Raw genomic sequence first — 24,277 nt, forward strand, 5'->3', positions numbered from 1 at the left:
GGACGTCATTTTCGACCGCTATGTACCCGGTTTAGGGAGGTCCGCTGATGAACCTTCGCGCCTATCCAGCCGCCCAAGGCCTGTACGATCCCGCTCACGAACGGGACTCCTGCGGTGTCGGCTTCGTGTGCCATATCAAGAATGAGAAGAGCCATCGCATCGTCGAGCAGGGCCTCGAGATCCTCGAACGGCTGACCCATCGCGGCGCGGTCGGCGCCGACCCCAAGGCCGGCGATGGCGCCGGCATCCTGGTGCAGATGCCCGACAGCTTCTTCCGTGCTGTGGTCGATTTCGAGTTGCCAGCACCCGGCCATTACGGCGTCGGCATGGTCTTCCTGCCAAAGGACGAGGCCGCCCGCGCCGAGATGCAGGCGACCGTCGAGCGCCATCTGAGCGACGGCGGCCAGGGGCTGCTCGGCTGGCGCGATGTGCCGGTCGACAACAGCGAACTCGGCGAGAGCGTGCTGCCGACCGAGCCGGTGGTGCGCCAGGTCTTCGTCGCCTGCGGTGACAACTGTCCCGATCAAGAGGCCTTCGAGCGCAAGCTGTTCGTGGTGCGCAAGCGCATGGACAACGAGATCCGCGCCCATGGCTACGACAAGACCGCCTATTACGTCGCCTCGATGTCGTCGCGCACCATCAACTACAAAGGCATGCTGCTCGCGGGTCAGGTCGGCAACTACTACCTCGATCTGCGCGATGAGCGCTTCGAGTCGGCGCTGGCGCTGGTGCATCAGCGCTTCTCGACCAATACCTTCCCGACCTGGGACCTGGCGCAGCCGTTTCGGATGATCTGCCACAACGGCGAGATCAATACCATGCGCGGCAACGTCAACTGGATGGCCGCGCGCCGCCACACCATGCGCTCCGAGGTGCTCGGTGACGACCTCGACACCATCTGGCCGCTGATCCCCGAGGGCCAGTCCGATTCGGCCTGCTTCGACAACGCGCTCGAGCTGCTGGTGATGGGCGGCTACTCGCTGGCGCAGGCGATGATGCTGCTGATCCCAGAGGCCTGGTCGGGCAATCACCTGATGGACGAGCAGCGCCGCGCCTTCTACGAGTACCATGCCGCGCTCATGGAGCCCTGGGATGGTCCGGCCGCGATCGCCTTCACCGACGGTCGCCAGATCGGCGCCACGCTCGACCGCAACGGCCTGCGCCCGGCGCGCTACCTGGTCACCAACGATGATCTGGTGGTCATGGGCTCGGAGATGGGCGTGCTCGATATCGCCGATGAGCGCATCGTCAAGAAATGGCGCCTGCAGCCGGGGCGGATGTTCCTGATCGATCTCGAGCAGGGGCGCATCATCGATGACGCCGAGGTCAAGGCCGAGCTGGCCGGGGCCAAGCCCTATCAGGAATGGCTCGATCGCACCCAGATCCACCTCGATTCGCTGCCGACCGACGTCGCCCCGATGGCGCCCGAGGAGAGTGTGCTGCTCGATGCCCAGCAGGCCTTCGGCTACACCCAGGAGGACGTCAAGTTCCTGCTCACGCCGATGATCGCCACCGGCCAGGAGGCGGTCGGCTCGATGGGCGCCGACAACCCGCCCTCGGTGCTCTCGTCGCGCTCCAAGCATCTGTCGACCTACTTCAAGCAGAACTTCGCCCAGGTCACCAACCCTGCCATCGATCCGATCCGCGAGGAATTGGTGATGTCGCTGGTGTCGCTGATCGGCCCGCGCCCGAACCTGCTCGGGCTCAACGAGGCCGGCCAGCACTGGCGCCTGGAGGTCGATCAGCCGGTGCTGACCAATGAGGACCTGGAGCGCATCCGCCACATCCAGGACAACTCCGCCGGCGCCTTCCGCACCAAGAATCTGCACATGGTCTACCCGGCCGCCGAGGGCGCGGACGGCATGGCGCCGGCGCTCGAGCGCCTGTGCCAGGAGGCCGAGGTGGCCGTGCATGAAGGCCACAACATCCTCATCCTCTCGGATCGCAACACCAACGCCGACTTCATCCCGATCCCGGCGCTGCTGGCGACCTCGGCGGTGCATCATCATCTGATCCGCCAGGGGCTGCGCACCAGCTCCGGGCTGGTGGTCGAGACCGGCGGCGCGCTCGAGGTGCACCACTTCGCGACCCTGGCCGGCTATGGCGCCGAGGCGATCAACCCCTATCTGGCCTTCGATACCATCCAGACCCTGCTCGGGCGCCTGCCCGAGACGCTGCGCTTCGAGGAGGCGCAGAGCCGCTACATCAAGGCCGTTGGCAAGGGGCTGAAGAAGGTGATGTCGAAGATGGGCATCAGCACCTTCCAGAGCTACTGCGGGGCGCAGATCTTCGATGCGGTCGGGCTGAATCGGGCGTTCATCGCCAAGTACTTCACCGGCACCGCGAGCATGGTCGAGGGCGTCGGCCTGGCCGAGGTCGCGCGCGAGGCGGTGCTCTGGCACTCGCGCGGCTATGGCAACGAGCAGATCCTGCGCAAGCACCTCGATGTCGGCGGCGATTATGCGTTCCGGCTGCGCGGCGAGGATCATGTCTGGACGCCGGAGACCATCGCCAAGCTGCAGCACGCGACCCGCGCCAACGATGCGGGCACCTACGCCGAGTATTCACGCCTGATCAATGAGCAGAACGAGCACCTGCTGACCTTCCGCGGCCTGATGGAACTGAAATGGGCCGATGAGCCGATTCCTATCGACGAGGTCGAGCCGGCCAAAGAGATCGTCAAGCGCTTCGCGACCGGGGCGATGTCGTTCGGGGCCATCAGCCAGGAGGCGCATGCGACCCTGGCCGAGGCGATGAACGCCATCGGTGGCAAGTCCAACACCGGCGAGGGTGGCGAGGAGCCGGAGCGCTTCCTGCCGCTGGCCGATGGCTCGATGAACCCGGCACGCTCGGCGATCAAGCAGGTCGCCTCGGGGCGCTTCGGCGTCACCACCGAGTACCTGGTCAATGCCGATGATATCCAGATCAAGATCGCCCAGGGCGCCAAGCCCGGCGAGGGCGGCCAGCTGCCGGGGCACAAGGTCAACGCGCAGATCGCGCGCGTGCGCCATTCCACCCCCGGCGTGGGCTTGATCTCGCCGCCGCCGCACCATGACATCTACTCGATCGAGGATCTGGCGCAGCTCATCCACGACCTCAAGAACGTCAATCCCAAGGCGCGCATCTCGGTCAAGCTGGTCTCGGAGATCGGCGTCGGCACCGTTGCCGCCGGAGTCTCCAAGGCGCATGCCGATCACGTCACCATCGCCGGCTACGATGGCGGCACCGGCGCCAGTCCGCTGACCTCGATCAAACATGCCGGCTCGCCCTGGGAGATCGGCCTTGCCGAGACCCATCAGACCCTGGTGCTGAATCGGTTGCGCGGGCGCATCGCGGTGCAGGTCGACGGCGGCATGCGCACCGGGCGCGATGTGGTGATCGGCGCGCTGCTCGGCGCCGATGAGTTCGGCTTCGCCACCGCGCCGCTGATCGTCGAGGGCTGCATCATGATGCGCAAGTGCCATCTCAACACCTGCCCGGTCGGGGTGGCGACGCAGGACCCGGAGCTGCGCAGGAAATTCACCGGCAAGCCCGAGCACGTGGTCAACTACTTCTTCTTCATCGCCGAGGAGATCCGCGAGTACATGGCCAAGCTCGGCTTCCGGACCATGGACGAGATGATCGGGCAGATGGGTCGGCTCGAGATGCGCCAGGCCATCGAGCACTGGAAGGCCAAAGGGCTCGATTTCTCGCGCATCCTGAGCAAGCCGGCGGTCGGCCCCGAGGTCGCGCTCTACAACCGCGAGGCGCAGGATCATGGCCTCGACAAGGCGCTCGACCACCGGCTGATCGAGCAGGCGCAACCGGCGCTCGAGCGCGGTGAGCCGGTGCGCATCGAGACCGAGGTGAAGAACTTCAATCGCACCGTCGGTGCGTTGCTCTCCGGGCGTGTCGCCGAGCGTTACGGTCATGCAGGGCTGTCCGAGGACAGCATCTACATCAAGGCGCACGGCATCGGTGGTCAGTCGTTTGGCGCCTGGCTGGCGAAGGGCGTCACCATCGAGCTGGCCGGCGAGGCCAATGACTATGTCGGCAAGGGCCTCTCGGGTGGGCGCATCATCATCTACCCGCCGGCGCATGCGAGCATCGAGCACGCCGAGGACAACATCATCGTCGGCAATACCGTGCTCTATGGCGCGATCAGCGGCGAGGTCTACTTCCGTGGCGTGGCCGGCGAGCGCTTCTGTGTCAGGAATTCCGGCGCGACCGCCGTCGTCGAGGGGGTCGGCGATCATGGCTGCGAGTACATGACCGGCGGCATCATGGTCTGCCTGGGGCCGACGGGCCGCAATTTCGCCGCTGGCATGTCCGGTGGCATCGCCTATGTGTTGGATGAGCAAGGCACCTTCGCCGAGCATTGCAATCAGGCGATGGTCGAGCTGGAGCCCATCGCGGCTGAGGATGCCGCCCTCGAAGCCCTCGAGCACCAGGGCGGCGATCTCGAGACGCACGGCTTTGTCGATGTTAGCCACGATATGACGCGCTACGATGCGCTGCGCCTGCGTCAGCTCATCGAGCGCCATCTGTACTACACCAATTCAGCCATCGCGCAGCGCATCCTTAACGATTGGTCCGAGAAACTCGGTCGCTTCGTCAAGGTCATGCCGGTCGACTACAAACGGGCGCTCAAACAAATGCAATTGAGCAAGAGCCGGCCACCGAGCACCTCCCGGCCGCATCCGTCCAAGCTCAGAGAGGTTGTTGAGAATGGGTAAGCCAACCGGATTCATGGAGTATGAGCGCGCCGAGCTGGCCTATCAGCCGGCTTCGGATCGCGTCGTCCATTACAACGAGTTCGTGCAGCCGATGAGCGATGCCGAGATCGGTATTCAGGGCGCGCGCTGCATGGACTGTGGCATCCCCTATTGTCATCAGGGCTGTCCGGTCAACAACATCATTCCGGATTGGAATGACTTGGTCTATCAACAGGACTGGGAGTCAGCGATCGAGGTCTTGCACTCGACCAATAATTTTCCCGAGTTCACTGGGCGCATCTGCCCGGCCCCCTGCGAGACGAGCTGCACGCTCAACATCGATGATCAGCCGGTCGCGATCAAGGCGATCGAACGCGCCATCGCTGACAAGGCTTGGGAGCAGGGCTGGGTCAAGCCGCAGGTGCCGACCCATCGCACCGGCATGCGCGTTGCCGTGGTCGGCTCGGGTCCAGCGGGCCTAGCCTGTGCGCAGCAGCTCGCGCGTGCCGGTCACACGGTCTCGCTGTACGAGAAGGAAGACCGCATCGGCGGTCTGCTGCGCTACGGCATCCCGGACTTCAAGATGGCCAAGACCATGATTGATCGGCGCATGAGCCAGATGCGCGCCGAGGGTGTCGAGTTCCACACCCATTGTCACATCGGCGTCGATCTGCCGGTCGCGACCTTGATGGATGATTATGATGCCGTGGTACTGACCGGTGGCTCGGAGAAACCGCGCGACCTTGATGTGCCCGGGCGCAGCTATAACGGTATCCATTTCGCGATGGACTTCCTGCGCGCCAATTCCAAGCGCGTGCAAGGTGTCTATGTGCCAGACGAGGATTTTATCAGCGCGCATGACAAGCATGTAGTCGTCATCGGTGGTGGTGATACCGGTTCCGACTGCATTGGCACCTCGAACCGCCATGGTGCGAAGAAGATCACGCAAATCGAGCTTCTCGACAAACCGCCAGAAAAGGAGGACAAAGGCCTAACCTGGCCCGATTGGCCGCATAAACTGCGCACCTCGACCTCGCAGGAGGAAGGCTGCGAGCGCCTTTGGAATGTGCTGACCAAATCGTTTGATGCTGATGCCGAAGGCAATGTGACGACCCTGAATTATGTGCTGGTGCGTTGGGACAAGGATGAGAACGGCCGCTGGCGGATGTCCGAGGTCGAGGGTTCGGAGGATCGAATCAAGGCCGATCTGGTACTGTTGGCGATGGGCTTCGTCCATCCGGTCCACGAGGGCATGCTGGAGGAACTGCGGGAAGCCAAGGGGCTGGAACTCGATGCTCGCGGTAATGTCAAGGGCTCGACCGAGGGCGCCAAGGCCTACTTTACTAACGTCGACGGCGTCTTTACCGCAGGTGACATGCGCCGCGGCCAATCGCTGGTGGTCTGGGCGATTCGCGAGGGGCGCCAATGCGCGCGCGCGGTCGATGAGTGGCTGATGGGGCGCTCGGACCTGCCACGCTAGACCAGGAGCACTGATGCAGGATTTCCACGGAACCACCATTCTCTCCGTGCGTCGCGGGCGCAACGTCGTCATCGGCGGCGACGGTCAGGTCTCGCTCGGCGATACCGTCGTCAAGGGCAATGCGCGCAAGGTGCGACGGCTCTACAAGGAGCGGGTGCTCGCCGGTTTCGCCGGCGCCACCGCCGATGCCTTCACCCTGTTCGAGCGCTTCGAGGCCAAGCTCGAGAAACATCAGGGCCATCTGACCCGCTCGGCGGTGGAACTGGCCAAGGACTGGCGCACCGATCGCATGTTGCGCCGGCTCGAGGCGATGCTCTGCGTGGCCGATCAGGAGGCCTCGTTGATCATCTCCGGCAACGGCGATGTGCTCGAACCCGAGCACGACCTGATGGCGATTGGCTCCGGGGGCTCGTTCGCCGCATCGGCGGCCCGCGCGCTGCTGGAGAATACCGATCTCGGTGCGCGTGAGATCGTCGAGCGCGCGCTCGGCATCGCCGCCGATATCTGCATTTACACCAATCGCAACCTCGTCATCGAGGAGCTTGCGGAGGACTGATGTCCGATACCACCACCCCGAGACAGATCGTTGCCGAGCTGGACAAGCATATCGTTGGCCAGCACGAGGCCAAGCGCGCGGTGGCGATCGCGCTGCGCAACCGCTGGCGTCGCGCCCAGATTCCGGAGCCGATGCGCTCGGAGATCACGCCGAAGAACATCCTGATGATCGGGCCGACTGGTGTCGGTAAGACCGAGATCGCGCGCCGGCTGGCGCGTCTGGCGCATGCCCCCTTCCTCAAGGTCGAGGCGACCAAGTTCACCGAGGTCGGCTACGTCGGCCGCGATGTCGAATCGATCATCCGCGATCTGGCCGACATCGCCATCAAGATGGAGCGCGAGCAGCAGATGCTGCAGAACCGTGGTCGGGCCGAGAGCGCGACCGAAGAACGCATCCTCGACGCACTGCTGCCGCCCCCGTCCGATTTCGATGAGGACAGCCGTGGCCACGGCGCCACCTCCGGGACCCGCGAGAAGTTTCGCCACAAGCTGCGCGCCGGCGAACTCGATGAGCGCGAGATCGAGATCGAGGTCAGCATGGCGCAGATGGGCGTCGAGATCATGGCGCCGCCGGGCATGGAGGAGATGACCAATCAGTTGCAGGGGCTGTTCAAGAACCTCGGCTCGAATCGCTCCAAACGGCGCAAACTGCGGATCAGCGAGGCGCGCAAGATCCTGCTCGACGAGGAGGCCGCCAAGCTCGTCAATGAGGAGGAGATGAAGCTCGCGGCGATGACCAACGTCGAGCAGAACGGCATCGTCTTCCTCGACGAGATCGACAAGGTGACGCGCCGCGCCGAGCAGAGTGGTGGTGCCGATGTCTCGCGCGAGGGCGTGCAACGCGATCTGTTGCCGTTGGTCGAGGGCAGCAGCGTCTCGACCAAGCACGGCATGGTCAAGACCGACCACATCCTGTTCATCGCCTCCGGCGCCTTTCATCTGGCCAAGCCTTCGGACCTGGTGCCGGAGCTACAAGGCCGACTGCCGATCCGGGTCGAATTGCAGGCGCTGACCTCGGATGACTTCATTCGTATCCTGACCGAGCCCGATGAGTCGCTCACCGATCAGTATTCAGCCCTGCTCGCCACCGAAGGCGTGACCATCGAGTTCCGGGAGGATGGTATCCGTCGGATCGCCGAGATCGCCTATCAGGTCAATGAACGCACCGAGAACATCGGCGCTCGCCGTTTGCACACGGTGATGGAACGGTTGCTCGAGGATGTGTCGTTCAACGCTACCGAAATGGACCGCGTGACCGTCACCATCGACGCCAACTATGTCGACAAGAGCCTCGGCGAACTGGCCGCAGACGAGGATCTGTCGCAGTACATCCTCTAAGTCACAGTCAGGAGTCCTCATGCCAACCCCCACCGAATTCAATCTACATCGCAGCTCGCGCGTCCTGGAGATCAGCTTCGACGATGGTAAGCACTTCACCATGCCGGTGGAGTTCCTGCGCGTCTATTCGCCCTCGGCCGAGGTGCAAGGGCACGGGCCGGGGCAGCGGGTGCTGCAGATTGGCAAAGAAGAAGTGAATATCGACCGGATCGAGCCGGTCGGCAACTATGCCGTTTGTCTCTTCTTCGATGATGAGCACAACACCGGCATCTACTCTTGGGAATACCTCTATAAGCTCGGCGAGAACCAGGAGGAACTCTGGAAGACCTATCTCGAGGAACTGGAGAAGGCCGGCCACGGCCAGAAGCGCCATGTCCGGCCCTCATGAGTGCGACGCGACTAAGATTCCTTCGAGGCGAGCAGATGGCGCCAGAGGATGACCAGGCTGGTTAGCAGCATCACGATAGCCGCGCCGGGGGCGAGCAGCGGAATCGGCGCGCCTGGCAGAGGGATCAGGATCAGCGCCGTGGCGAGCCCGGCGAGGGTGAGGGCGGTCAAGGTCGCGGCGGTGCGCGCGTGGTTGGTCTTGACCTGAGTGGTCAAGGTCGTTAGACCGCGATTGCCGCCTTCGGGATAGAGCGCGGCCTGATGCTCGAGCTGATCGATGATGCGGTTCACGGCCACCGGAATATCCGGTAGGCGCTCGGCGATCGCTGGCCAGTTGTGCGCAAAGCGCTGTGCAAGCATGCGCGGTCCGATCTGTTCGCGCATCCAGCGCTCCATGAATGGTTTGGCGGTGGTCCAGAGGTCGAGCTGCGGGTAGAGCTGCCGGCCGAGGCCCTCGATATTGAGCAGCGTCTTCTCCAGCAGGACCAGCTGTGGCTGGATCTCCATATCGAAACGGCGCGCGGTCTGGAACAGGTTGACCAGGAAACCGCCGAACGAGATCTCCGACAACGGCTTCTCGAAGATCGGTTCGCAAACGGTGCGGATGGCCGACTCGAACTCCTCCACCCGGGTGCCACGCGGGACCCAGCCGGACTCGACGTGCAGCTCGGCGACGCGGCGGTAATCGCGACGGAAGAAGGCGAGCAGGTTCTCGGCGAGATAGCGTTGGTCTTCCTTGGTCAGGCTGCCGACGATGCCGAAGTCGACCGAGATGTAGCGCCCGGACTCCTCGACGAAGATGTTGCCGGGATGCATGTCGGCGTGGAAGAAGTTGTCGCGGAATACCTGGGTGAAGAAGATCTCCACACCACGGGTGCCGAGCAGGCGCATGCTGATGCCCTGGGCCTTGAGCTGCTCGACCTGCGACACCGGCGTGCCATAGATGCGCTCCATCACCATCACGTTGGGCCGGGTCCAGTCCCAGAACACCTCGGGGATGTAGAGCAGTTGGCTGTGCTTGAAGTTGCGCCGCAACTGCGAGGCATTGGCCGCCTCGCGCTGCAGGTTGAGTTCATCGAAGATGGTTTTCTCGTATTCGCGCACCACCTCGACCGGCCGCAGGCGACGCCCGTCGGGCCAATAGCGCTGCGCCAGGTGCGCGAAGGTGAGCATGAGATCGATATCGCGGCGGATGATGTGCTCAATATCCGGTCGCAGTACCTTGACGATCACCGCCTGGCCGCTCTTCAGGCGCCCCGTGTGCACCTGCGCGATCGAGGCACTGGCGAGCGGGATCTCCTGGAACTCGTCGAGTACGGTCTCGACCGGCTGCCCCCAGGCCTTCTCGATCAGGCGGCGCGCCTCGGGACCAGGGAAAGGGGGCACGCGGTCCTGCAGCCGGGCCAGCTCGACCGCCAACTCCTCCGGTAGCAGATCGACCCGTGTCGAGAGCAGTTGGCCGAACTTGATGAAGATCGGCCCAAGCTCCTCGAGCGCGAGGCGTACCCGCACCGGATAGGCGGGCAGTGTCCGTCGGCACCAGTGCCAGGGCGCGAGATAGAGGACAAAGCGCAGCGGGCGGAACAGTTTGGTCGCGACGATGACCTCGTCGAGACCATGCCGGAGCAGCACGACATTGATATGGAGCAGCCGCAGCGACTGCGAGAGACGGAACATGGCGGGCTCGGGGCGGCTAGATCCTGTTGGGCGGGATGATGGACAGGGTTAGGCTGAATCGGGACCGGGCGCCTGGTCCAGGCGGCGCCTGAGCCGCTCGACACGCGTCTCGAGTCGTTCCACATCATCGCGCAGTTGGTCGACCCCGCCGAGGAAGCCCTGCATCTCGGTCTCGCTGGGCAACAAACGGCCTTCCTCGATGAGGTACTCACGCAGGTTGGATTCGAGCCGCTGACCGCTGTGCTCGGCCCAACGACCGCCAGCGCGCGCCTGCTGGCCGATGCGATGGGCGAGGCTGTCACCAACCAGGGTCGCCAGTTGCGCTTCCCAGTCGATATCCAGGCCCTTGATCACATCGCCGATGGTCTGCGCCAGGCCATTATCGCCCTCGATCTGGACCGCGCCGCTGAAGATCTCATCCTCGCGATGCTCGGCCAGGGCTATGCTCAGCAGCGCCGCCGGGGTGGCGCGCACCAGGCAGTCGGGCTCGGCGGCATAGTCGCCGAACAGACGCAAGGCGTTGCCCTCAGGGACGACGTGCAGGTGCAGTCCGAATCCGCTCAGCTCGATTCGCAACACCTGCCCTTGCACCTTGGCAAGCCCGGTCGCGCCCTCGGGGTCGAGCGCGAGGAGGCGATTGATCAGGGCCTCCGTGGGCGCCAGCACCGCAGCGGGTAGCGTCAGGCCAGCAGCATGGTTGGTCTGGGTGTCGGTACTCACAACTTATAACCGCGATGGATGGCGACGATGCCGCCAGTCAGATTGAAGAACTCGCAGCGTTCCAGCCCCGCCTGTTCCATCATCGAGCGCAGCGTCTCCTGGTCCGGATGCATGCGAATGGATTCGGCCAGATAGCGATAGCTATCGGGATCGCCGGCGACAAAGCGCCCCAGCGTCGGCAGCACCGAGAACGAGTAGAGGTCGTAGGCCTTGGCCAGCGGCTTGGCGCTTGGATGCGAGAACTCCAGCACCAGGGCGCGACCGCCGGGGCGCAGCACGCGGAACATCTCATCCAGGGCGAACTGCTTGTGCGTCACATTGCGCAGGCCGAAGCCGATGGTCACGCAATCGAAGCTGTCGTCGGCGAAGGGGATCTTCTCGGCATCGATCAGGACGTAATCGAGATTGCCGACGACGCCGGCATCGATCAGCCGCTCGCGGCCCTGTTCCAGCATCGCCTGGTTGATATCCGACATCACCACGCTGCCGGAAGGGCCGACGATGCGCGAGAACTGCTCGGCCAGATCGCCGGTGCCGGCGGCCAGATCGAGCACGCGTTGCGCGCGCCGCACGCCGGCGAGTTCGATGGTGCGTCGCTTCCAGAAGCGATGGATGCCCATCGACATCAGGTCGTTCATCAGATCGTAACGCGAGGCGACCGAGTCGAACACCGCGCGCACGCGCTCGGCCTTCTCCTTGACCGGGACTTCCTGGTAACCGAAATGGGTAGTCTTATCGTCAGACATCGAGGGTTGTTACTGAGACGGCTATCGAGATGGGACCGAGTTTACACCTTGCAGCACCAACAAGGGCTGCGAGCTGTCAACGCGCGCGGATCATGATGCTCTCTTGACCATCATCTTCGAGCTTGGCGCGCATCGCCTGGGCCTCGGATTTTTCATAACTGGCGGTGCGGACGCGATGATAGGTCTGGCCAGTGTCGATGGTCACGGTCTGGATATGGGTCTGAATGCCTTTTAGCGCGAGCTGCGCTCTGAGCCGCTCGGCATCCGCGCTGCTGCGAAAAGAGCCGAGTTGGAGCACGTAGGTGCTGCGGCTGTCGCCGGGAGTCGTGCTTGGTGCTGCGTTGGATGCTGCGCCGGATGTCGGACTGGATGTCTCACTAGGTGTCGCGCTGGGCGCTGTCGTTTCGGCGGCGGTGTCAGTCGCCACCGGCGTCGGCTTGGCGGCTGTAGACGGATCGCCACTAGGTGGCGGTGTTGGTAAGGCTGGCGGCTCGGCGTCGTCTTCCTGAGCGGGGACAAGCACCTCCTCTTCCGGCAGCAGACTGTAGAAGTCGAAAGTGCGCTCCTGCGGTGGATTCGCCGGCGGGCGGGTCGTCGCTTGCTCGCTGCCCGCACTGGATGCGGTTGGCTCATGGATCATCCAAGCGTAGCCAACACCGAAGGCGCCGAGCAGGCCACCGAGCAGGAACCAAAAGGCACAGGTGCCACGGCGAGCGCCGCGGCGGCGCGCGGTCGAGGTTGGAGTCGGGCGACGGTAGTCTTTAGGCATTACAGTGTCGGTCACATCTGTTCTGGGGCGGAGACACCAATGAGCCCCAGGCCGTTGCGCAACACTTGACGCACGGCGAGGATCAGCTTGATGCGCGCATCGCGCAGTGCATCGTCATCGACCAAGAACTGATGTGCGTTGTAATAGGTATGAAAGGCATTGGCCAGCTCGCGCAGATAGGTCGTGAGCAGATGCGGCTCGTGACCGAGCGCGGCGGCCTCGACCACTTCTGGATAACGCGGCAGGGTCTTCAGCAAGGCGAGCTCATGCGATTCGCCGAGCCGATCGAGATGCGTGGTGCCCGGGCTCGGCTCGACCAGGATGCCCTTGTCGGCGGCCTGACGGAGCACGCTCTCGACCCGCGCATGGGCGTATTGGCAGTAATAGACCGGATTATCGGCCGACTGACTTTTGGCCAGATCGAGGTCGAAGTCCATGTGCTGCTCGCAGCGGCGCATCACATAGAAGAAGCGCGCCGCATCGCGGCCGACCTCCTTGCGCAGTTGGCGCAGGGTCACGAACTCCCCGGAGCGGGTCGACATCTGCACCTTCTCGCCACTACGGTAGAGCACCGCGAACTGCACCAGCAGCACATCGAGCCGCTCGGCCTCGTCGCCAAGCGCGGTCAGCGCCGCCTTCACACGCGGCACATAGCCGTGGTGATCGGCGCCCCAGACATCGATCACGCGCGCGAAGCCGCGCTCGAGCTTGTCCATGTGATAGGCGATATCGGAGGCGAAATAGGTCGTCTGGCCGTTCTCGCGCACCAGCACCCGGTCCTTCTCGTCACCGAAGGCGCTGGAGCGAAACCAGAGCGCACCGGCCTGCTCGTAGACATGACCCGCCTCGCGCAGGCGCTCGAGCGCGCGGTTGACCGCGCCGCTCTCGGTGAGCGTGCGCTCCGAGTACCACTCCTGATAGTGGGCGCCGAACTCGCCGAGATCCTGGCGAATATCGTCGAGGATGGTGTTCAGCCCCAGCTCGAAGACGAAGCGATAGCGGTTGTCGCCGAGCAACCGCTTGGCGTTGGCGATCAGCCCATCGATGTGCGCCTCCTTGTCGCCGTTCGGCTCGCCTTCAATTTCATCGACGGGCAGACCGGCCATGACCGCGTCGGCCGTGACGCGATAGGCATCGCCATGCTCGCGGTGCAGGCTGGCGGCGATATCCCAGACGTAGTCACCCTTGTAGCCGTTGCTCGGGAAGCGCAGCGCCTCGCCGCAGAGTTCGAGATAGCGCAGCCAGACCGAGGCGCAGAGGATGTCCATCTGGCGCCCGGCGTCGTTGACGTAGTACTCGCGATGCACATCGAAGCCGACCGCCTCCAACAGATCGGCGACCACGGCGCCATAGGCCGCCCCTCGGCCATGGCCGACATGCAGTGGCCCGGTCGGGTTGGCGGAGACGAACTCGACCTGCACCCGCTGGCCGGTGCCGATCCGCGCGCGGCCGAAGGCCGGCCCCTGAGCGATGATCTCGGCGACCTGGGCATGGAAGGCATCGGCGGCCAGGTGAAAATTGATGAACCCGGGGCCGGCGATCTCGACCCGTTCGACGAACGCCGAGGTTGGCAGGGCGGCGACGATGCGCTCGGCCAGCTCGCGCGGCTTGGTGCGGGCGCGCTTGGCCAAGACCATGGCGGTGTTGGTGGCGAAGTCGCCATGGCTGTCATCACGGGTGCGCTCGACCTGCGGCTCCGGTAGCCCGTCGCTGAAGGTGGCGGGATCGAGGACGGCTTGGGCGATCAGCTGCTCGAGTGCGGCACGCACCAGGCCTTGGATCTGTTGCTTCATGGAATCTTGTCTTGCACAAAAAAGAGTAGGTTATCCGAGCTCTCGGTCAGCCTCACGTATTCACCGATATCGTGCGTCGCCACCCCCGGCGATGAAGCGCTTGTTTTACGGAAAGCCCTAGGCGGCCGGGATCTTTGGCCTGCAATCTGCGGTGTCATCAAGGCAGGCAATCGGATGCTGTCGTCGGTGAGCTGGGCACGCGCGTGCGCCGGCAACAACTGAATGCCACAAGGATACGGAAACGGCGGTTGGCTCGCTAGATGCCTGTGCTGGCTGCGAGCAGGTTCAGGATCGATCAGAGTCGGAGACTGGCCCGCGCATCGATTTAATCCGTCCACGCCGAACCTTCTCATCCAGACGGCGGCGCTTTGCGGCGCGGGTTGGCTTAGTGGGGGTGCGCGGCTTTTGCACGATGCTGGCGCGCGCGATCAGGGCGGCGAGCCTGGCGCGGGCATCGTCGCGGTTGCGCTCGCGGGTGCGGAAGCGATGGGCATGAATGGTCAGCACCCCATCGCGATCGATGCGCCGGTCGCCGCTGTTCAGCAAGCGCTCGCGAATCGCATCGGGTAGCGATGGCGAAGCCCGGAGATCAAGACTGAGCTGCACCGCGGTTGCGAGCTTGTTGACGTTCTGTCCCCCGGGTCCTGGCGAGCGCACGAAGCGCTCGTGCAGTTCCTGCTCTGGGATCTGAATGGTCGCGGTGATCTTTAGGTGGAGGTTGTTCGACATATTGGCGTTTCTTGTGGTGTTGCCATGGATGCGGCCATCCGTCTACATCGATACGTCCACTGATCGCGGCCTGCTGCTGTTCGGCAACTCGTGCTGGGAACGGCAACCCGTTCCAGCTCAGGCTCGCCTGGGGGCTCCTCTGGTCCAAGCAGGCGCACCGTTGGCGTATGATCCAGCGACAGATTGCCGCGACCAAGCTGATGAACAGGGAGTGGTCATGACCGGCTCCATCGATGACAGGTTACACCATGCGTTAGCGGCTGCCGCGGGTCTCTATCATCGGCTCGTGTTGCTGGTCGGCGAGACCGGTGCTGGTAAGACCGCCGTGCTGCGACGGATCGCCGTAAAGCGGGCGGTCCCGCTGATCAATCTGAATCTTGCGTTGTCCGCCCAATTGCTTGAGCTGACCCCAAAGCAAAGGGCCCTGCGGCTAGCGCGCATCCTTGAGCAGACGCTGGATGATGCGCGGGATCAGAAGCCGCTCCTCATCCTCGATCACCTTGAGCTGCTGTTCGACCCGCGGCTGCGGCAAGATCCCCTACGGCTGCTGCAAGGGCTGTCCAGAAACCGACAGGTTCTGGCCTCATGGAATGGTTGTTACCAGGCGGGGCGGCTCGACTACGCCGCGCCTGGTCACCCTGAATACCGTCGCTACGACAGCGTCGAGACGCTCGTGGTCGGCATGGACGGCTGTGCAACGATCGACTCCGACCGCTGAATCGGCTATCTCAATCGTCTAAACTGAATCGCCAGTCTGTATCATCACAAGGAGCCTGCATGCGCTACGGAGATCTGATTCAATTCGACCCCATCGAAACGGTGGTCCAGTTGCGCGATGCGGACAAGTCCAGCGCCGCCGCTCAGCTCGTACGCAGCTACGTCGTCTCCGACGAGATGGCCGAGCGCCTCAGTCAGCTCATCATTCCGCAACTGCAGTTCGACCAGCCCGCCGATAACAAAGGGGTCATGGTGGTCGGCAACTATGGCACCGGTAAGTCGCATCTGATGTCGGTGGTCTCTAGCCTGGCTGCTGACGCCAGCCTGGTCGATGCCGTGACGCATCCGACCGTACGCGATGCAGCCGCTCAGATCGCCGGTCGGTTCCAGGTCATCCGTACCGAGATCGGTGCCACCACCATGTCCCTGCGCGACATCCTGGTGGCCGAACTCGAAGAGTATCTCGAAACACTCGGTGTGGACTATGTGTTCCCCGAAGCCGGGACCATCACCAGCCACAAAGGGGCCTTCGAGGACATGATGGCCAAGTTCGGCGAGGTCTTCCCCGAACAAGGTCTGCTGCTGGTGGTCGACGAACTGCTCGACTACCTGCGCACCCGTAAGGACCAGGAACTGATCCTTGACCTCAACTTCCTGCGCGAGGTCGGCGAGGTCTGCAAAGATCTCCGCTTTCGCTTCATGGCAGGCGTCCAGGAAGCTGTTTTCGATAGCCCTAGATTCCAGTTCGTCGCAACCACGCTACTGAAGGTTAGAGATCGTTTTGAGCAGGTCTTCATTGCCCGCAGCGACGTCAAATTCGTCGTCGCCGAGCGCCTGCTCAAGAAGACCACCGAGCAACAGGCCAAGATCCGCGACTACCTGATGCCTTTTGCCAAATACTACGGCGGGCTCAACGAGCGCATGGACGAGTTTGTCCGGCTCTTCCCGGTGCATCCCGATTACATCGACACCTTCGAGCGGGTCACCGTGGTGGAAAAACGCGAGGTGCTCAAGACCCTGTCCCTGGGCATGAAAGGCATTCTGGGCAAGGACGTGCCACAAGACGAACCCGGTCTGATCGCTTTCGACAGCTACTGGAACACGCTCAAGCAGAACGCCTCCTTCCGCGCCATTCCCGAGATCCGGGCGGTCATCGATTGCAGCCAGGTGCTGGAATCCCGCATCGAAAACGCCATCACCCGCAAGCAATACAAGCCGATGGCGCTGCGACTGATCCATGCGCTGTCCGTCCACCGCCTCACCACCGGCGACATCTATGCCCCCATGGGCGCCTCCGCCGAGGAGTTGCGCGACCGTCTCTGCCTGTTCGATCCGCTGATCGCCGAGCTGGGTAGCGACGAGCCCGACAAGGATCTCCAGACCCATGTGGAAACGGTCCTGCGCGAGATCCACAAGACTGTTAGCGGCCAGTTCATCTCCTTCAATGCCGACAACCGCCAGTTCTATCTCGATCTGGAGAAGACCGATGACTTCGACGCCCTGATCGACAAGCGGGCCGACAGCTTCGGAGACGCCCAACTCGACCGTTTCTACTATGAAGCGCTCAAGCGGGTCATGGAATGCCAGGACGCGACCTATGTGACTGGCTACAAGATCTGGCAGCACGAACTGGTCTGGCAGGAGCGCAAGGCCGCTCGCTCCGGCTACCTCTTCTTCGGCGCACCCAACGAGCGTTCCACCGCCGTGCCGCAGCGGGACTTCTACCTTTACTTCATTCAGCCCAAGGACCCGCCGCGCTTCAAGGACGACAAGGTCAGCGACGAGGTCTTCTTTCGGCTTAAAGGCGCCGACGAGGAATTCCAGACCGCGCTAAAGCGCTATGCAGCCGCCCTGGACCTTGCCGCCACCTCATCGGGCCATGCCAAGGCCACCTATGAAAGCAAAGCCGACAACAGGAATGGATCTGGATTCCTTCAGGTCTTGGTCCGGTGGCTGCAGAAGCACATGATCGAGGCCTTCGAGGTCACCTATCAGGGCCGCACCAAGTCCATGACCGAATGGGCCAAGGGCAAATCGATCCGCGATCTGTCCGGCCTGTCGCCGCAGGAGACCATCAACTTCCGTGATCTGGTCAACACCATCGCCGGTGTCTGCCTGGCACCGAACTTCGAGAACCAGGCCCCGGACTATCCGGTCTTCTCGGTCCTGATCACCGGCAACAACCGCGCCCAAGCCGCGCAGGACGCCCTGCGGGCCATCGCCGGCCCAAACGGGAACAAGCAACGCACCAAGCAAGCCACCGCCGTGCTGGACGCCCTGGAGCTGCTCGACCCCCAAGGAAACGAGGCGAAGATCGACCCCCACAAGTCGAAATACACCAAGTTCATCCTCGATGCCCTCAAGGCCAAGGGCCACGGCCAGGTGGTCAACCGCAGCGAGATCATCCAGGACGACCACGGACTCGAGTATATGAACCCGGGCGGTTCGCGGCTGGAGCCGGAGTGGGTGACTGTCCTGGTGGCGGCGCTGGTCTACTCCGGCGACATTGTGCTCGCCATCCCGGGCAAGAAATTCGACGCCACCGGCCTGCAGCAACTGGCCGCGACCGGCATGGACGAACTGGTCCGCTTCAAGCACCTGGAGCAGCCCAAGGACTGGAACCTGCCCGCGCTCAAGGCGCTGTTCGAACTGCTCGACCCTTATGGAACCACGCCGGGCATGGCTCAACTCGTCACCCAGGGCAAGGACGAGCCAGTGCAGAACCTGCAGCAGGCAGTGGACAAGATCGTCAAGCGCATCGTCATGACCCAGCAGACCCTGCGCGAAGGGCTCTCCTTCTGGGGGCTGGACTTGTTAGGGGCGAGTGGCGCGGGGCCGGGGGCGAGAGAGGAAACACTCCAGAACGCAAAGGAATTTTTTGAAAGCCTGCAAGCGTATTCCTCGCCGGGCAAGCTGAAGAATTTTCGCTACAGCGCCGACGAGGTGCTGGCGCATGAAAAGGCCCTGCGGATACTCGACGGGCTGGACGCCCTGCGCGAGATCGCCCTAGAGCAGGGTCCGATCACATCCTGGCTGACTACCGCAGAAGGCGTCCTGCCGCTTGACCATCCCTGGATCGACCGGTTGAAGACCACCCAGCAAGCCGTGTTGGACGCCGTGAAGGAATTCAGCGGCTTGCCTCTGCCGATTCCTTCATCGATGAATCCGCTGTCAGGAATCAGCGCCAAGCTCAAAGCCCCCAAACAAGAGTACAGCGTCGCCTATATCGGCCTGCACACCAAGGCCCGGCTGGGCGTGAACGACGACAAGCGTAAGGCAGGACTGCTCAATGACCCGCGCCTGCAAACCCTGCTCAAACTGGCCGGTATCGACCTGATGCCCCGGCAGCAGCTCACCGAGTACCAGAACCGCCTGGCGGGGCTGAAGAGCTGCACGCGCCTGACCGAGCAAAACCTCGACGCCTCGCCCATCTGCCCGCATTGCGGATTCCGGCCTTCGGTGGAAACCGGTGCGGCGGCAGGCTCACAGATGATCGACCAGATGGACGCCCAGCTCGACGCCATGGTGACGGCCTGGACCTCCACTATCCTCAGCAACCTGGAGGACCCGATCACCCAGGCCAATATGGATCTGCTGAAGATCGACGACCGCGAGCCGCTGGAAGCCTTCATCAAGTCGAAGGAGCTGCCGGTGCCGCTGGACAGCCACTTCGTTCACGCCCTGAAGGAAGTGCTCTCAGGCCTAGTCAAGGTCACCGTCAAGGCTCAAGCACTGCAACAGGCCCTGCAGGTTACCGACGGCCCAGCCACACCAGCGGAGATGAAGAAACGTTTTGAGGCGTACATCGATCAGCTCACCAAGGGCAAGGACCCGGCCAAGGTGCGGATGGTGCTGGAGTGAAGCTATACTTGATCAATGAAAATCTCTATTTAGGTCATGAGAGAAAACCTATGAATAGGCCAACGCAATTAGAACAAGTTAAAGAAAAACTGACTCACCTTCCATCTGATAGATTGATTGAGGTGAATGATTTTATAGATTTTCTCCAACAACGCGACCGGGATCGATCTCTGCGCCAAGCCTATACCCGAGCCTCGGAACATGCCTTCCGTGAAGTTTGGGACAATGATGAAGATGCCGCCTATGACAACCTATAGTTTTGGCGATGTCGTGCTGGTTGGATTTCCTTTCAGTCATCTGCAAGCGATAAAAAAGCGTCCGGCAGTGATTGTGCACAGTCCGGCGTATCGTGAGCAGCCGGACGTTATTTTAATGGCCATTACCAGCCAGATTCGACCGTCGCTGATGACGCCAGAGATGCTATTGCATGATTGGCAGTCGGCGGGCTTACTCAAACCATCGATGCTCAAGCCATTGGTTGCGACAATCGAGAAATCCAAAATCATTAAACGATTGGGGCATCTCTCCAACGCTGATCGAAAACGCCTTAGCGGTCTGCTGCAATCCGTGTTAGGCGAACAAGCATAGACAACATCCAATTTTAGCTTATAGCCCGCATTGGGAGTGCTCAATGGACGACCGGCAACAAAGTCTTGATTATGGTTCAACGGATGATCAAACAGACAAGCCCTCCGGCCCGGTGACTTGTCTCGGCATGACTTTCGAGAACGATGAGGCCCGCCGCGCCCACTTTACCGAGGAGCTGCGCAAGAAGCTGCAGGACCCGGAGTTCCGCAAGATCGAAGGCTTTCCCATCGGCAGCGACGAGGACATCCTTGCCTTAAGCGATCCGCCGTACTACACCGCCTGCCCGAACCCGTGGATCGTTGACTTTATCGCTGAGTGGGAGACAAGCCGGCAGGATGCCGGCGCTACATATCACCGCACGCCCTTTGCCATCGACGTGAGCGAGGGCAAAACCGATGCGCTCTACAAGGCGCATTCCTATCACACCAAGGTGCCGCATCTGGCCATTGTGCCCTCGATCCTCCACTACACCGAGCCGGGCGATCTGGTTCTTGATGGCTTCTGTGGGTCAGGGATGACCGGCGTGGCCGCGCAGTTCTGCGGCAGTGCGCCAGCGGCGTATCGGCGCAAGCTTGAGAGCCGCTGGCGTGATGAGGGGATGGCACCGCCACAATGGGGCGCGCGGCGCGTTATCTTGAATGACCTTTCGCCCGCTGCGACCTTCATCGCCGCCAATTACAATGTGCCCTTCGATGTCGCCGCCTTTGCCAAGGCCGGGCGCCAATTGCTCGATGAGGTGCAAGCCGAACTTGGCTGGATGTATGGGACGCATCACAGCGACGGGCAGCCGGCGCGCATCGACTATAGCGTCTGGAGCGAGGTATTCAGTTGTCCTGACTGCGCGGGTGAAATGGTTTTTCTGGCCGAGGCGCTTGATCCGAAGACCAAGCGGGTTAAAGAGGAGTTTCCCTGTCCGCATTGTGGGTCGGAATTGAATAAGCGGCGATTGGGGCGACTTTACGAGATGAAAATTGATCCGATCTTGGGCGAAGCGATACAGACGCCAATGCGACGCCCTGCCTTGATTCAGTATTCCATAGGCAAGCAAAAATATGAAAAGAAGCCCGATGACAAAGATCTGGCCGTCCTGAAGCGAATTGAGGCATTACCTTTACCAGCAGAAGTACCGACGACAGCGCTACCCTACATGCACATGACCCATGAGCGAGCGCGCATGGATCGTCAGGGCATCACGCATATTCACCACTTCTTTCTGTCCCGCGCCGCTCATGCGCTGGCCGCGCTGTGGCGCAAGGCGAAAGCGCATCCCGAAGCCCGCACTCGAAATATGTTGCTGTATTTTGTGGAGCAGGCGATTTGGGGAATGTCTGTTCTGAATCGCTATAGTCCTTCGCACTTTTCTCAAGTCAACCGCCAGATGACCGGTGTTTATTATATTGCTTCTCAATATTCGGAATGCAGTCCATCCTACAATCTCAGTAATAAACTTGCTCATCTCGTTAAATCTTTCAAATCAAGCCATGCTCAAGCAAATTACTCAGTTATAGAGCAAGGAAGCGCCGCCGCACTCTCTATTTCATCGAATCACATCGACCACATCTTCACCGACCCACCCTTCGGCGAGAACATCTATTACGCCGACCTGAACTTTTTAGTTGAATCCTGGCATGGCGTCATCACGGACGCCAAACCTGAAGCCATTGTTGACAAGGCGAAGAAAAAGGCCATGCCCGAATACCAGCAGCTCATGGAACGCTGCTTTCGGGAATACCATCGTGTCCTCAAACCGGGCCGCTGGATGACGGTGGTGTTCCACAACTCGCGCAATGCCGTCTGGAACACCATTCAGGAGGCCATGCTCGCCGCCGGCTTCGTGGTCGCCGATGTGCGCACCCTGGACAAACAACAAGGCTCCTATCGCCAAGTCACCAGTACCGCCGTCAAGCAAGATTTGGTCATCTCCGCCTACAAGCCCAATGGTGGCCTGGAGCAACGCTTTGCGCTCGTCGCCGGCACCGAAGACGGCGTTTGGGACTTCATCCGCACGCACCTCAAGCAACTCCCGGTCTTCGTCGCCCGCGATGGCGAGGCCGAGGTCATCGCCGAGCGCTCCGGTTACTTCCTGTTCGACCGCATGGTCGCCTTCCATGTCCAGCGTGGCGTGACCGTACCCCTTGATGCCGCCGACTTCCATCAAGGCTTGACGCAGCGCTTTGACGAGCGCGACGCCATGTTCTTTCTGCCTGAGCAGGCTGCTGAATACGACCGCAAACGGCTTAATGTCGCTGGTGTCCGCCAACTCTCGCTGGATGTCATCGACGAAGCTTCTGCGATTCAATGGCTCCGCCAACAACTCAAGGAAAAGCCCACCACCTATCAAGACATCCAGCCGCGTTTCATGGAGCGCACCCGCGCCGGCTGGCTGAAGCACGAGCAAATGCCGGAGCTGAACGAACTGTTGGAACTCAATTTCCTCAGCTACGATGGCAAAGGCCCAGTGCCCGAGCAAATCCACGCCTACCTCTCCACCAACTGGAAAGAACTGCGCAACCTGCCCAAGGATGACCCGGCGCTGGTGACCAAAGCCCGTGACCGGTGGTATGTGCCCGATCCCAACAAGGCAGGCGACTTGGAGAAGCTGCGCGAGAAAGCGCTTCTCAAGGAGTTCGAGGAATACAAAGCCGTCAAGAAGAAGCTCAAGGTTTTTCGTCTTGAAGCTGTCCGCGCCGGATTCAAGAAAGCCTGGCAAGAACGCGATTACGCCGTCATCGTCGCCGTGGCCGACAAGATCCCCAACAACGTCCTGGAAGAAGACCCCAAGCTGCTCATGTGGTATGACCAGGCAGTGACACGGATGGGGGGTGACGCGTGATCGCTGGAATCAGCATCCGGAACTTCAAAGGTATCCGGGAGACGTCGAATTTACCGTTGTCGAGGTTTCACGTCCTGGTAGGTCCAAATGGCGTTGGCAAGACGACCTTCTTGGATGCCATTGATTTCGTGCGCGACTGCTTGGCGCATAGTCCCGCAGCCGCGGTCGAGTCGCGCCATATCGCGGATTTTGACGATCTCACATGGATGCGGCAAGGTGGGACGATCGAGATCGAACTTTGGCTGGATCTCTTGGATCAGCTGCCCAGTGTTGCCGAGAGCCTAATCAATTACCGGCTCGCGATCCGCCAAGATCAGAAGCTTGGTGTTTGCGTCGATGATGAGCTGCTTCGCCAATACTCCAAGAACTGGCTTCCGAGTGGGAAAAAGCTCGAATTCAGCCCAAGAGTCAAGCCGAAGCGTCTCCTCGGCAAGACCGCCAAAGGAACTGATTTCTACGCTAGAGAGAGAGGGACCTATCAAGATTCCTTCAATTTCGGCCTCGATAAGCTGACCCTCGCATTGACGCCTCCCGATGAGGAGCGCTATCCAACGGCCAATGCCGTCCGGCGCTTCTTGATGCAGGGCGTGCGCTACATCCAGCTCAACAGCCCAGCCATGCGGCTTCCCTGTCCAGCCACGCGGCCGACGGATCTTGAGCTGGATGGGACCAATCTCGCGCGCGTCGTTGGCCGCCTGCTTGGAGAAAGCGGTGGACTTGGCCCTTACTGGGCCGAGACCGGCTCGCCCGTGTCGAACTGGGCAGAGCATCTGCGCTATGCCCTTCCCGACCTCAAACAGATCGGATGGGCTAGACGGCAGGCCGACAATGCCGAGTATCTAATGTTGCAGTACGACAACGGATTGGAGGCTCCGAGCTGGATCCTATCCGATGGGACGCTACGTATGTTGGCCCTGACACTTCCGGCGTTTCTGCCCCCGGAGCCGGCGGTCTATATGGTCGAGGAGCCGGAGAATGGCGTCCACCCGAAGGCGTTGGAGATCATGCTCAGATCGCTGTCTAGCGTTCCAGGAGGACAAATGCTACTGGCAACCCACTCGCCCTTCGTGGTCCAGCAATGCGGAGTCGAACCCTTGCTCTGCTTTAGCCGTGACGAGCAGGGCGCACAGATCACGCCTGGCTCTAGTCATCCGCTGCTGAGGACCTGGGACGGAACCCCGGATCTCGGAATTGTATTCGCCGCTGGTGTTCTGGAATGAAGGACTTGTTGCTCTACGTGGCCGACGCGGATGCGTTGGCATTTATTGACCAGTTAACAATTATCCGGACACTTTCATTGCGCATACTGAGTATACGGGAGCTTGAAGAACGACTTGATCAGCTCGGTTTCTTCTTTCAGTGACCGCAATGCTGATTGTACGGAGTGCTT

17 protein-coding genes are annotated in these 24,277 nt (G+C 61.8%); 11 read left to right on the forward strand and 6 right to left on the reverse strand.

Going from position 1 to position 24,277, the window contains the following annotated elements; all coding sequences use genetic code 11:
- Window positions 1–47 precede the first annotated feature (47 nt).
- The 5 genes from gltB to CCR82_RS14900 are packed head-to-tail and all read left to right on the forward strand — an operon-like array spanning window position 48 to window position 8,455.
- A complete protein-coding gene (gene gltB, locus CCR82_RS14880) occupies window positions 48–4,715 on the forward strand; it encodes a glutamate synthase large subunit (RefSeq protein WP_201246592.1) in 4,668 nt (1,555 codons plus the stop codon).
- A complete protein-coding gene (gene gltD, locus CCR82_RS14885) occupies window positions 4,708–6,174 on the forward strand; it encodes a glutamate synthase subunit beta (RefSeq protein ID WP_201246593.1) in 1,467 nt (488 codons plus the stop codon). The genes gltB and gltD overlap by 8 nt, the downstream gene beginning before the upstream one ends.
- 13 nt (window positions 6,175–6,187) lie before the next feature.
- Entirely contained in the window at window positions 6,188–6,730 is a 543-nt protein-coding gene (gene hslV, locus CCR82_RS14890; protein ID WP_201246594.1) for an ATP-dependent protease subunit HslV, read from the forward strand.
- Window positions 6,730–8,067 (forward strand): ATP-dependent protease ATPase subunit HslU, encoded by a 1,338-nt coding sequence (hslU, locus tag CCR82_RS14895; protein ID WP_201246595.1) that lies wholly within the window; start codon window positions 6,730–6,732, stop codon window positions 8,065–8,067. Before hslV ends, hslU begins: the two co-directional genes overlap by 1 nt.
- 19 nt (window positions 8,068–8,086) lie before the next feature.
- A complete protein-coding gene (locus tag CCR82_RS14900; protein ID WP_201246596.1) occupies window positions 8,087–8,455 on the forward strand; it encodes a gamma-butyrobetaine hydroxylase family protein in 369 nt (122 codons plus the stop codon).
- Between the two features lie 11 nt (window positions 8,456–8,466).
- Here the strand turns inward: CCR82_RS14900 and ubiB are convergent, their stop codons facing one another.
- The 6 genes from ubiB to arfB form a co-directional block, all read right to left on the reverse strand.
- Window positions 8,467–10,131, reverse strand: coding sequence for a ubiquinone biosynthesis regulatory protein kinase UbiB (gene ubiB / locus CCR82_RS14905; RefSeq protein ID WP_201246597.1), 1,665 nt, complete (start codon window positions 10,129–10,131; stop codon window positions 8,467–8,469).
- A 48-nt stretch (window positions 10,132–10,179) separates the two neighbouring features.
- Entirely contained in the window at window positions 10,180–10,851 is a 672-nt protein-coding gene (locus CCR82_RS14910; RefSeq protein ID WP_201246598.1) for an SCP2 sterol-binding domain-containing protein, read from the reverse strand.
- Complete coding sequence (gene ubiE, locus CCR82_RS14915) at window positions 10,848–11,597, reverse strand: bifunctional demethylmenaquinone methyltransferase/2-methoxy-6-polyprenyl-1,4-benzoquinol methylase UbiE (RefSeq protein WP_201246599.1); 750 nt, start codon at window positions 11,595–11,597, stop codon at window positions 10,848–10,850. The genes CCR82_RS14910 and ubiE overlap by 4 nt, the downstream gene beginning before the upstream one ends.
- Before the next feature lie 76 nt (window positions 11,598–11,673).
- The gene (locus tag CCR82_RS14920) at window positions 11,674–12,366 is read right to left on the reverse strand and encodes an SPOR domain-containing protein (RefSeq protein ID WP_201246600.1); all 693 of its coding nucleotides are present in this window, start codon (window positions 12,364–12,366) and stop codon (window positions 11,674–11,676) included.
- An 11-nt stretch (window positions 12,367–12,377) separates the two neighbouring features.
- Window positions 12,378–14,159 carry an arginine--tRNA ligase gene (gene argS, locus CCR82_RS14925; protein WP_201246601.1) on the reverse strand — a complete coding sequence of 594 codons (1,782 nt, stop codon included), beginning with the start codon at window positions 14,157–14,159 and terminating at the stop codon, window positions 12,378–12,380.
- 285 nt (window positions 14,160–14,444) lie between these two features.
- A complete protein-coding gene (gene arfB / locus CCR82_RS14930; RefSeq protein ID WP_201246602.1) occupies window positions 14,445–14,888 on the reverse strand; it encodes an alternative ribosome rescue aminoacyl-tRNA hydrolase ArfB in 444 nt (147 codons plus the stop codon).
- On the opposite strand from arfB, the gene brxF reads away from it, so the two are divergent.
- Genes brxF through CCR82_RS19150 form a run of 6 tightly spaced genes read left to right on the forward strand, consistent with a single transcriptional unit; the run spans window position 14,851 to window position 24,107 of the window.
- Complete coding sequence (gene brxF, locus CCR82_RS14935) at window positions 14,851–15,606, forward strand: BREX-3 system P-loop-containing protein BrxF (protein ID WP_242513515.1); 756 nt, start codon at window positions 14,851–14,853, stop codon at window positions 15,604–15,606. The two genes, arfB and brxF, sit on opposite strands and share 38 nt — an antisense overlap.
- A gap of 59 nt (window positions 15,607–15,665) precedes the next feature.
- Window positions 15,666–19,466, forward strand: coding sequence for a DUF6079 family protein (locus tag CCR82_RS14940; protein ID WP_201246603.1), 3,801 nt, complete (start codon window positions 15,666–15,668; stop codon window positions 19,464–19,466).
- Window positions 19,467–19,474: 8 nt separating this feature from the next.
- The gene (locus CCR82_RS14945; RefSeq protein WP_201223312.1) at window positions 19,475–19,723 is read left to right on the forward strand and encodes a hypothetical protein; all 249 of its coding nucleotides are present in this window, start codon (window positions 19,475–19,477) and stop codon (window positions 19,721–19,723) included.
- Window positions 19,710–20,054, forward strand: a complete 345-nt coding sequence (locus CCR82_RS14950; protein ID WP_242513516.1) for a type II toxin-antitoxin system PemK/MazF family toxin — start codon at window positions 19,710–19,712, stop codon at window positions 20,052–20,054. The genes CCR82_RS14945 and CCR82_RS14950 overlap by 14 nt, the downstream gene beginning before the upstream one ends.
- 43 nt (window positions 20,055–20,097) lie before the next feature.
- Window positions 20,098–22,887, forward strand: a complete 2,790-nt coding sequence (locus tag CCR82_RS14955) for a DNA methyltransferase (protein ID WP_201246604.1) — start codon at window positions 20,098–20,100, stop codon at window positions 22,885–22,887.
- Window positions 22,884–24,107, forward strand: a complete 1,224-nt coding sequence (locus CCR82_RS19150) for an AAA family ATPase (RefSeq protein WP_201246605.1) — start codon at window positions 22,884–22,886, stop codon at window positions 24,105–24,107. Before CCR82_RS14955 ends, CCR82_RS19150 begins: the two co-directional genes overlap by 4 nt.
- Window positions 24,108–24,277: the final 170 nt, after the last annotated feature.

The organism is Halochromatium salexigens (genome assembly GCF_016653295.1).
In the GTDB taxonomy this organism is placed as follows: domain Bacteria; phylum Pseudomonadota; class Gammaproteobacteria; order Chromatiales; family Chromatiaceae; genus Lamprobacter; species Lamprobacter salexigens.

Excerpts from the sequence above, each read along its gene's own strand:
- CCR82_RS14955 (WP_201246604.1), top strand. The coding sequence starts at position 20,098 with ATGGACGACCGGCAACAAAGTCTTGATTATGGTTCAACGGATGATCAA.
- argS (WP_201246601.1), bottom strand. The coding sequence starts at position 14,159 with ATGAAGCAACAGATCCAAGGCCTGGTGCGTGCCGCACTCGAGCAGCTG.
- ubiB (WP_201246597.1), bottom strand. The coding sequence starts at position 10,131 with ATGTTCCGTCTCTCGCAGTCGCTGCGGCTGCTCCATATCAATGTCGTG.
- gltD (WP_201246593.1), top strand. The coding sequence starts at position 4,708 with ATGGGTAAGCCAACCGGATTCATGGAGTATGAGCGCGCCGAGCTGGCC.
- CCR82_RS14950 (WP_242513516.1), top strand. The coding sequence starts at position 19,710 with ATGACAACCTATAGTTTTGGCGATGTCGTGCTGGTTGGATTTCCTTTC.
- brxF (WP_242513515.1), top strand. The coding sequence starts at position 14,851 with ATGGTCGCGGTGATCTTTAGGTGGAGGTTGTTCGACATATTGGCGTTT.
- CCR82_RS14920 (WP_201246600.1), bottom strand. The coding sequence starts at position 12,366 with ATGCCTAAAGACTACCGTCGCCCGACTCCAACCTCGACCGCGCGCCGC.
- hslV (WP_201246594.1), top strand. The coding sequence starts at position 6,188 with ATGCAGGATTTCCACGGAACCACCATTCTCTCCGTGCGTCGCGGGCGC.
- ubiE (WP_201246599.1), bottom strand. The coding sequence starts at position 11,597 with ATGTCTGACGATAAGACTACCCATTTCGGTTACCAGGAAGTCCCGGTC.
- gltB (WP_201246592.1), top strand. The coding sequence starts at position 48 with ATGAACCTTCGCGCCTATCCAGCCGCCCAAGGCCTGTACGATCCCGCT.
- CCR82_RS14940 (WP_201246603.1), top strand. The coding sequence starts at position 15,666 with ATGCGCTACGGAGATCTGATTCAATTCGACCCCATCGAAACGGTGGTC.
- hslU (WP_201246595.1), top strand. The coding sequence starts at position 6,730 with ATGTCCGATACCACCACCCCGAGACAGATCGTTGCCGAGCTGGACAAG.
- arfB (WP_201246602.1), bottom strand. The coding sequence starts at position 14,888 with ATGTCGAACAACCTCCACCTAAAGATCACCGCGACCATTCAGATCCCA.
- CCR82_RS14900 (WP_201246596.1), top strand. The coding sequence starts at position 8,087 with ATGCCAACCCCCACCGAATTCAATCTACATCGCAGCTCGCGCGTCCTG.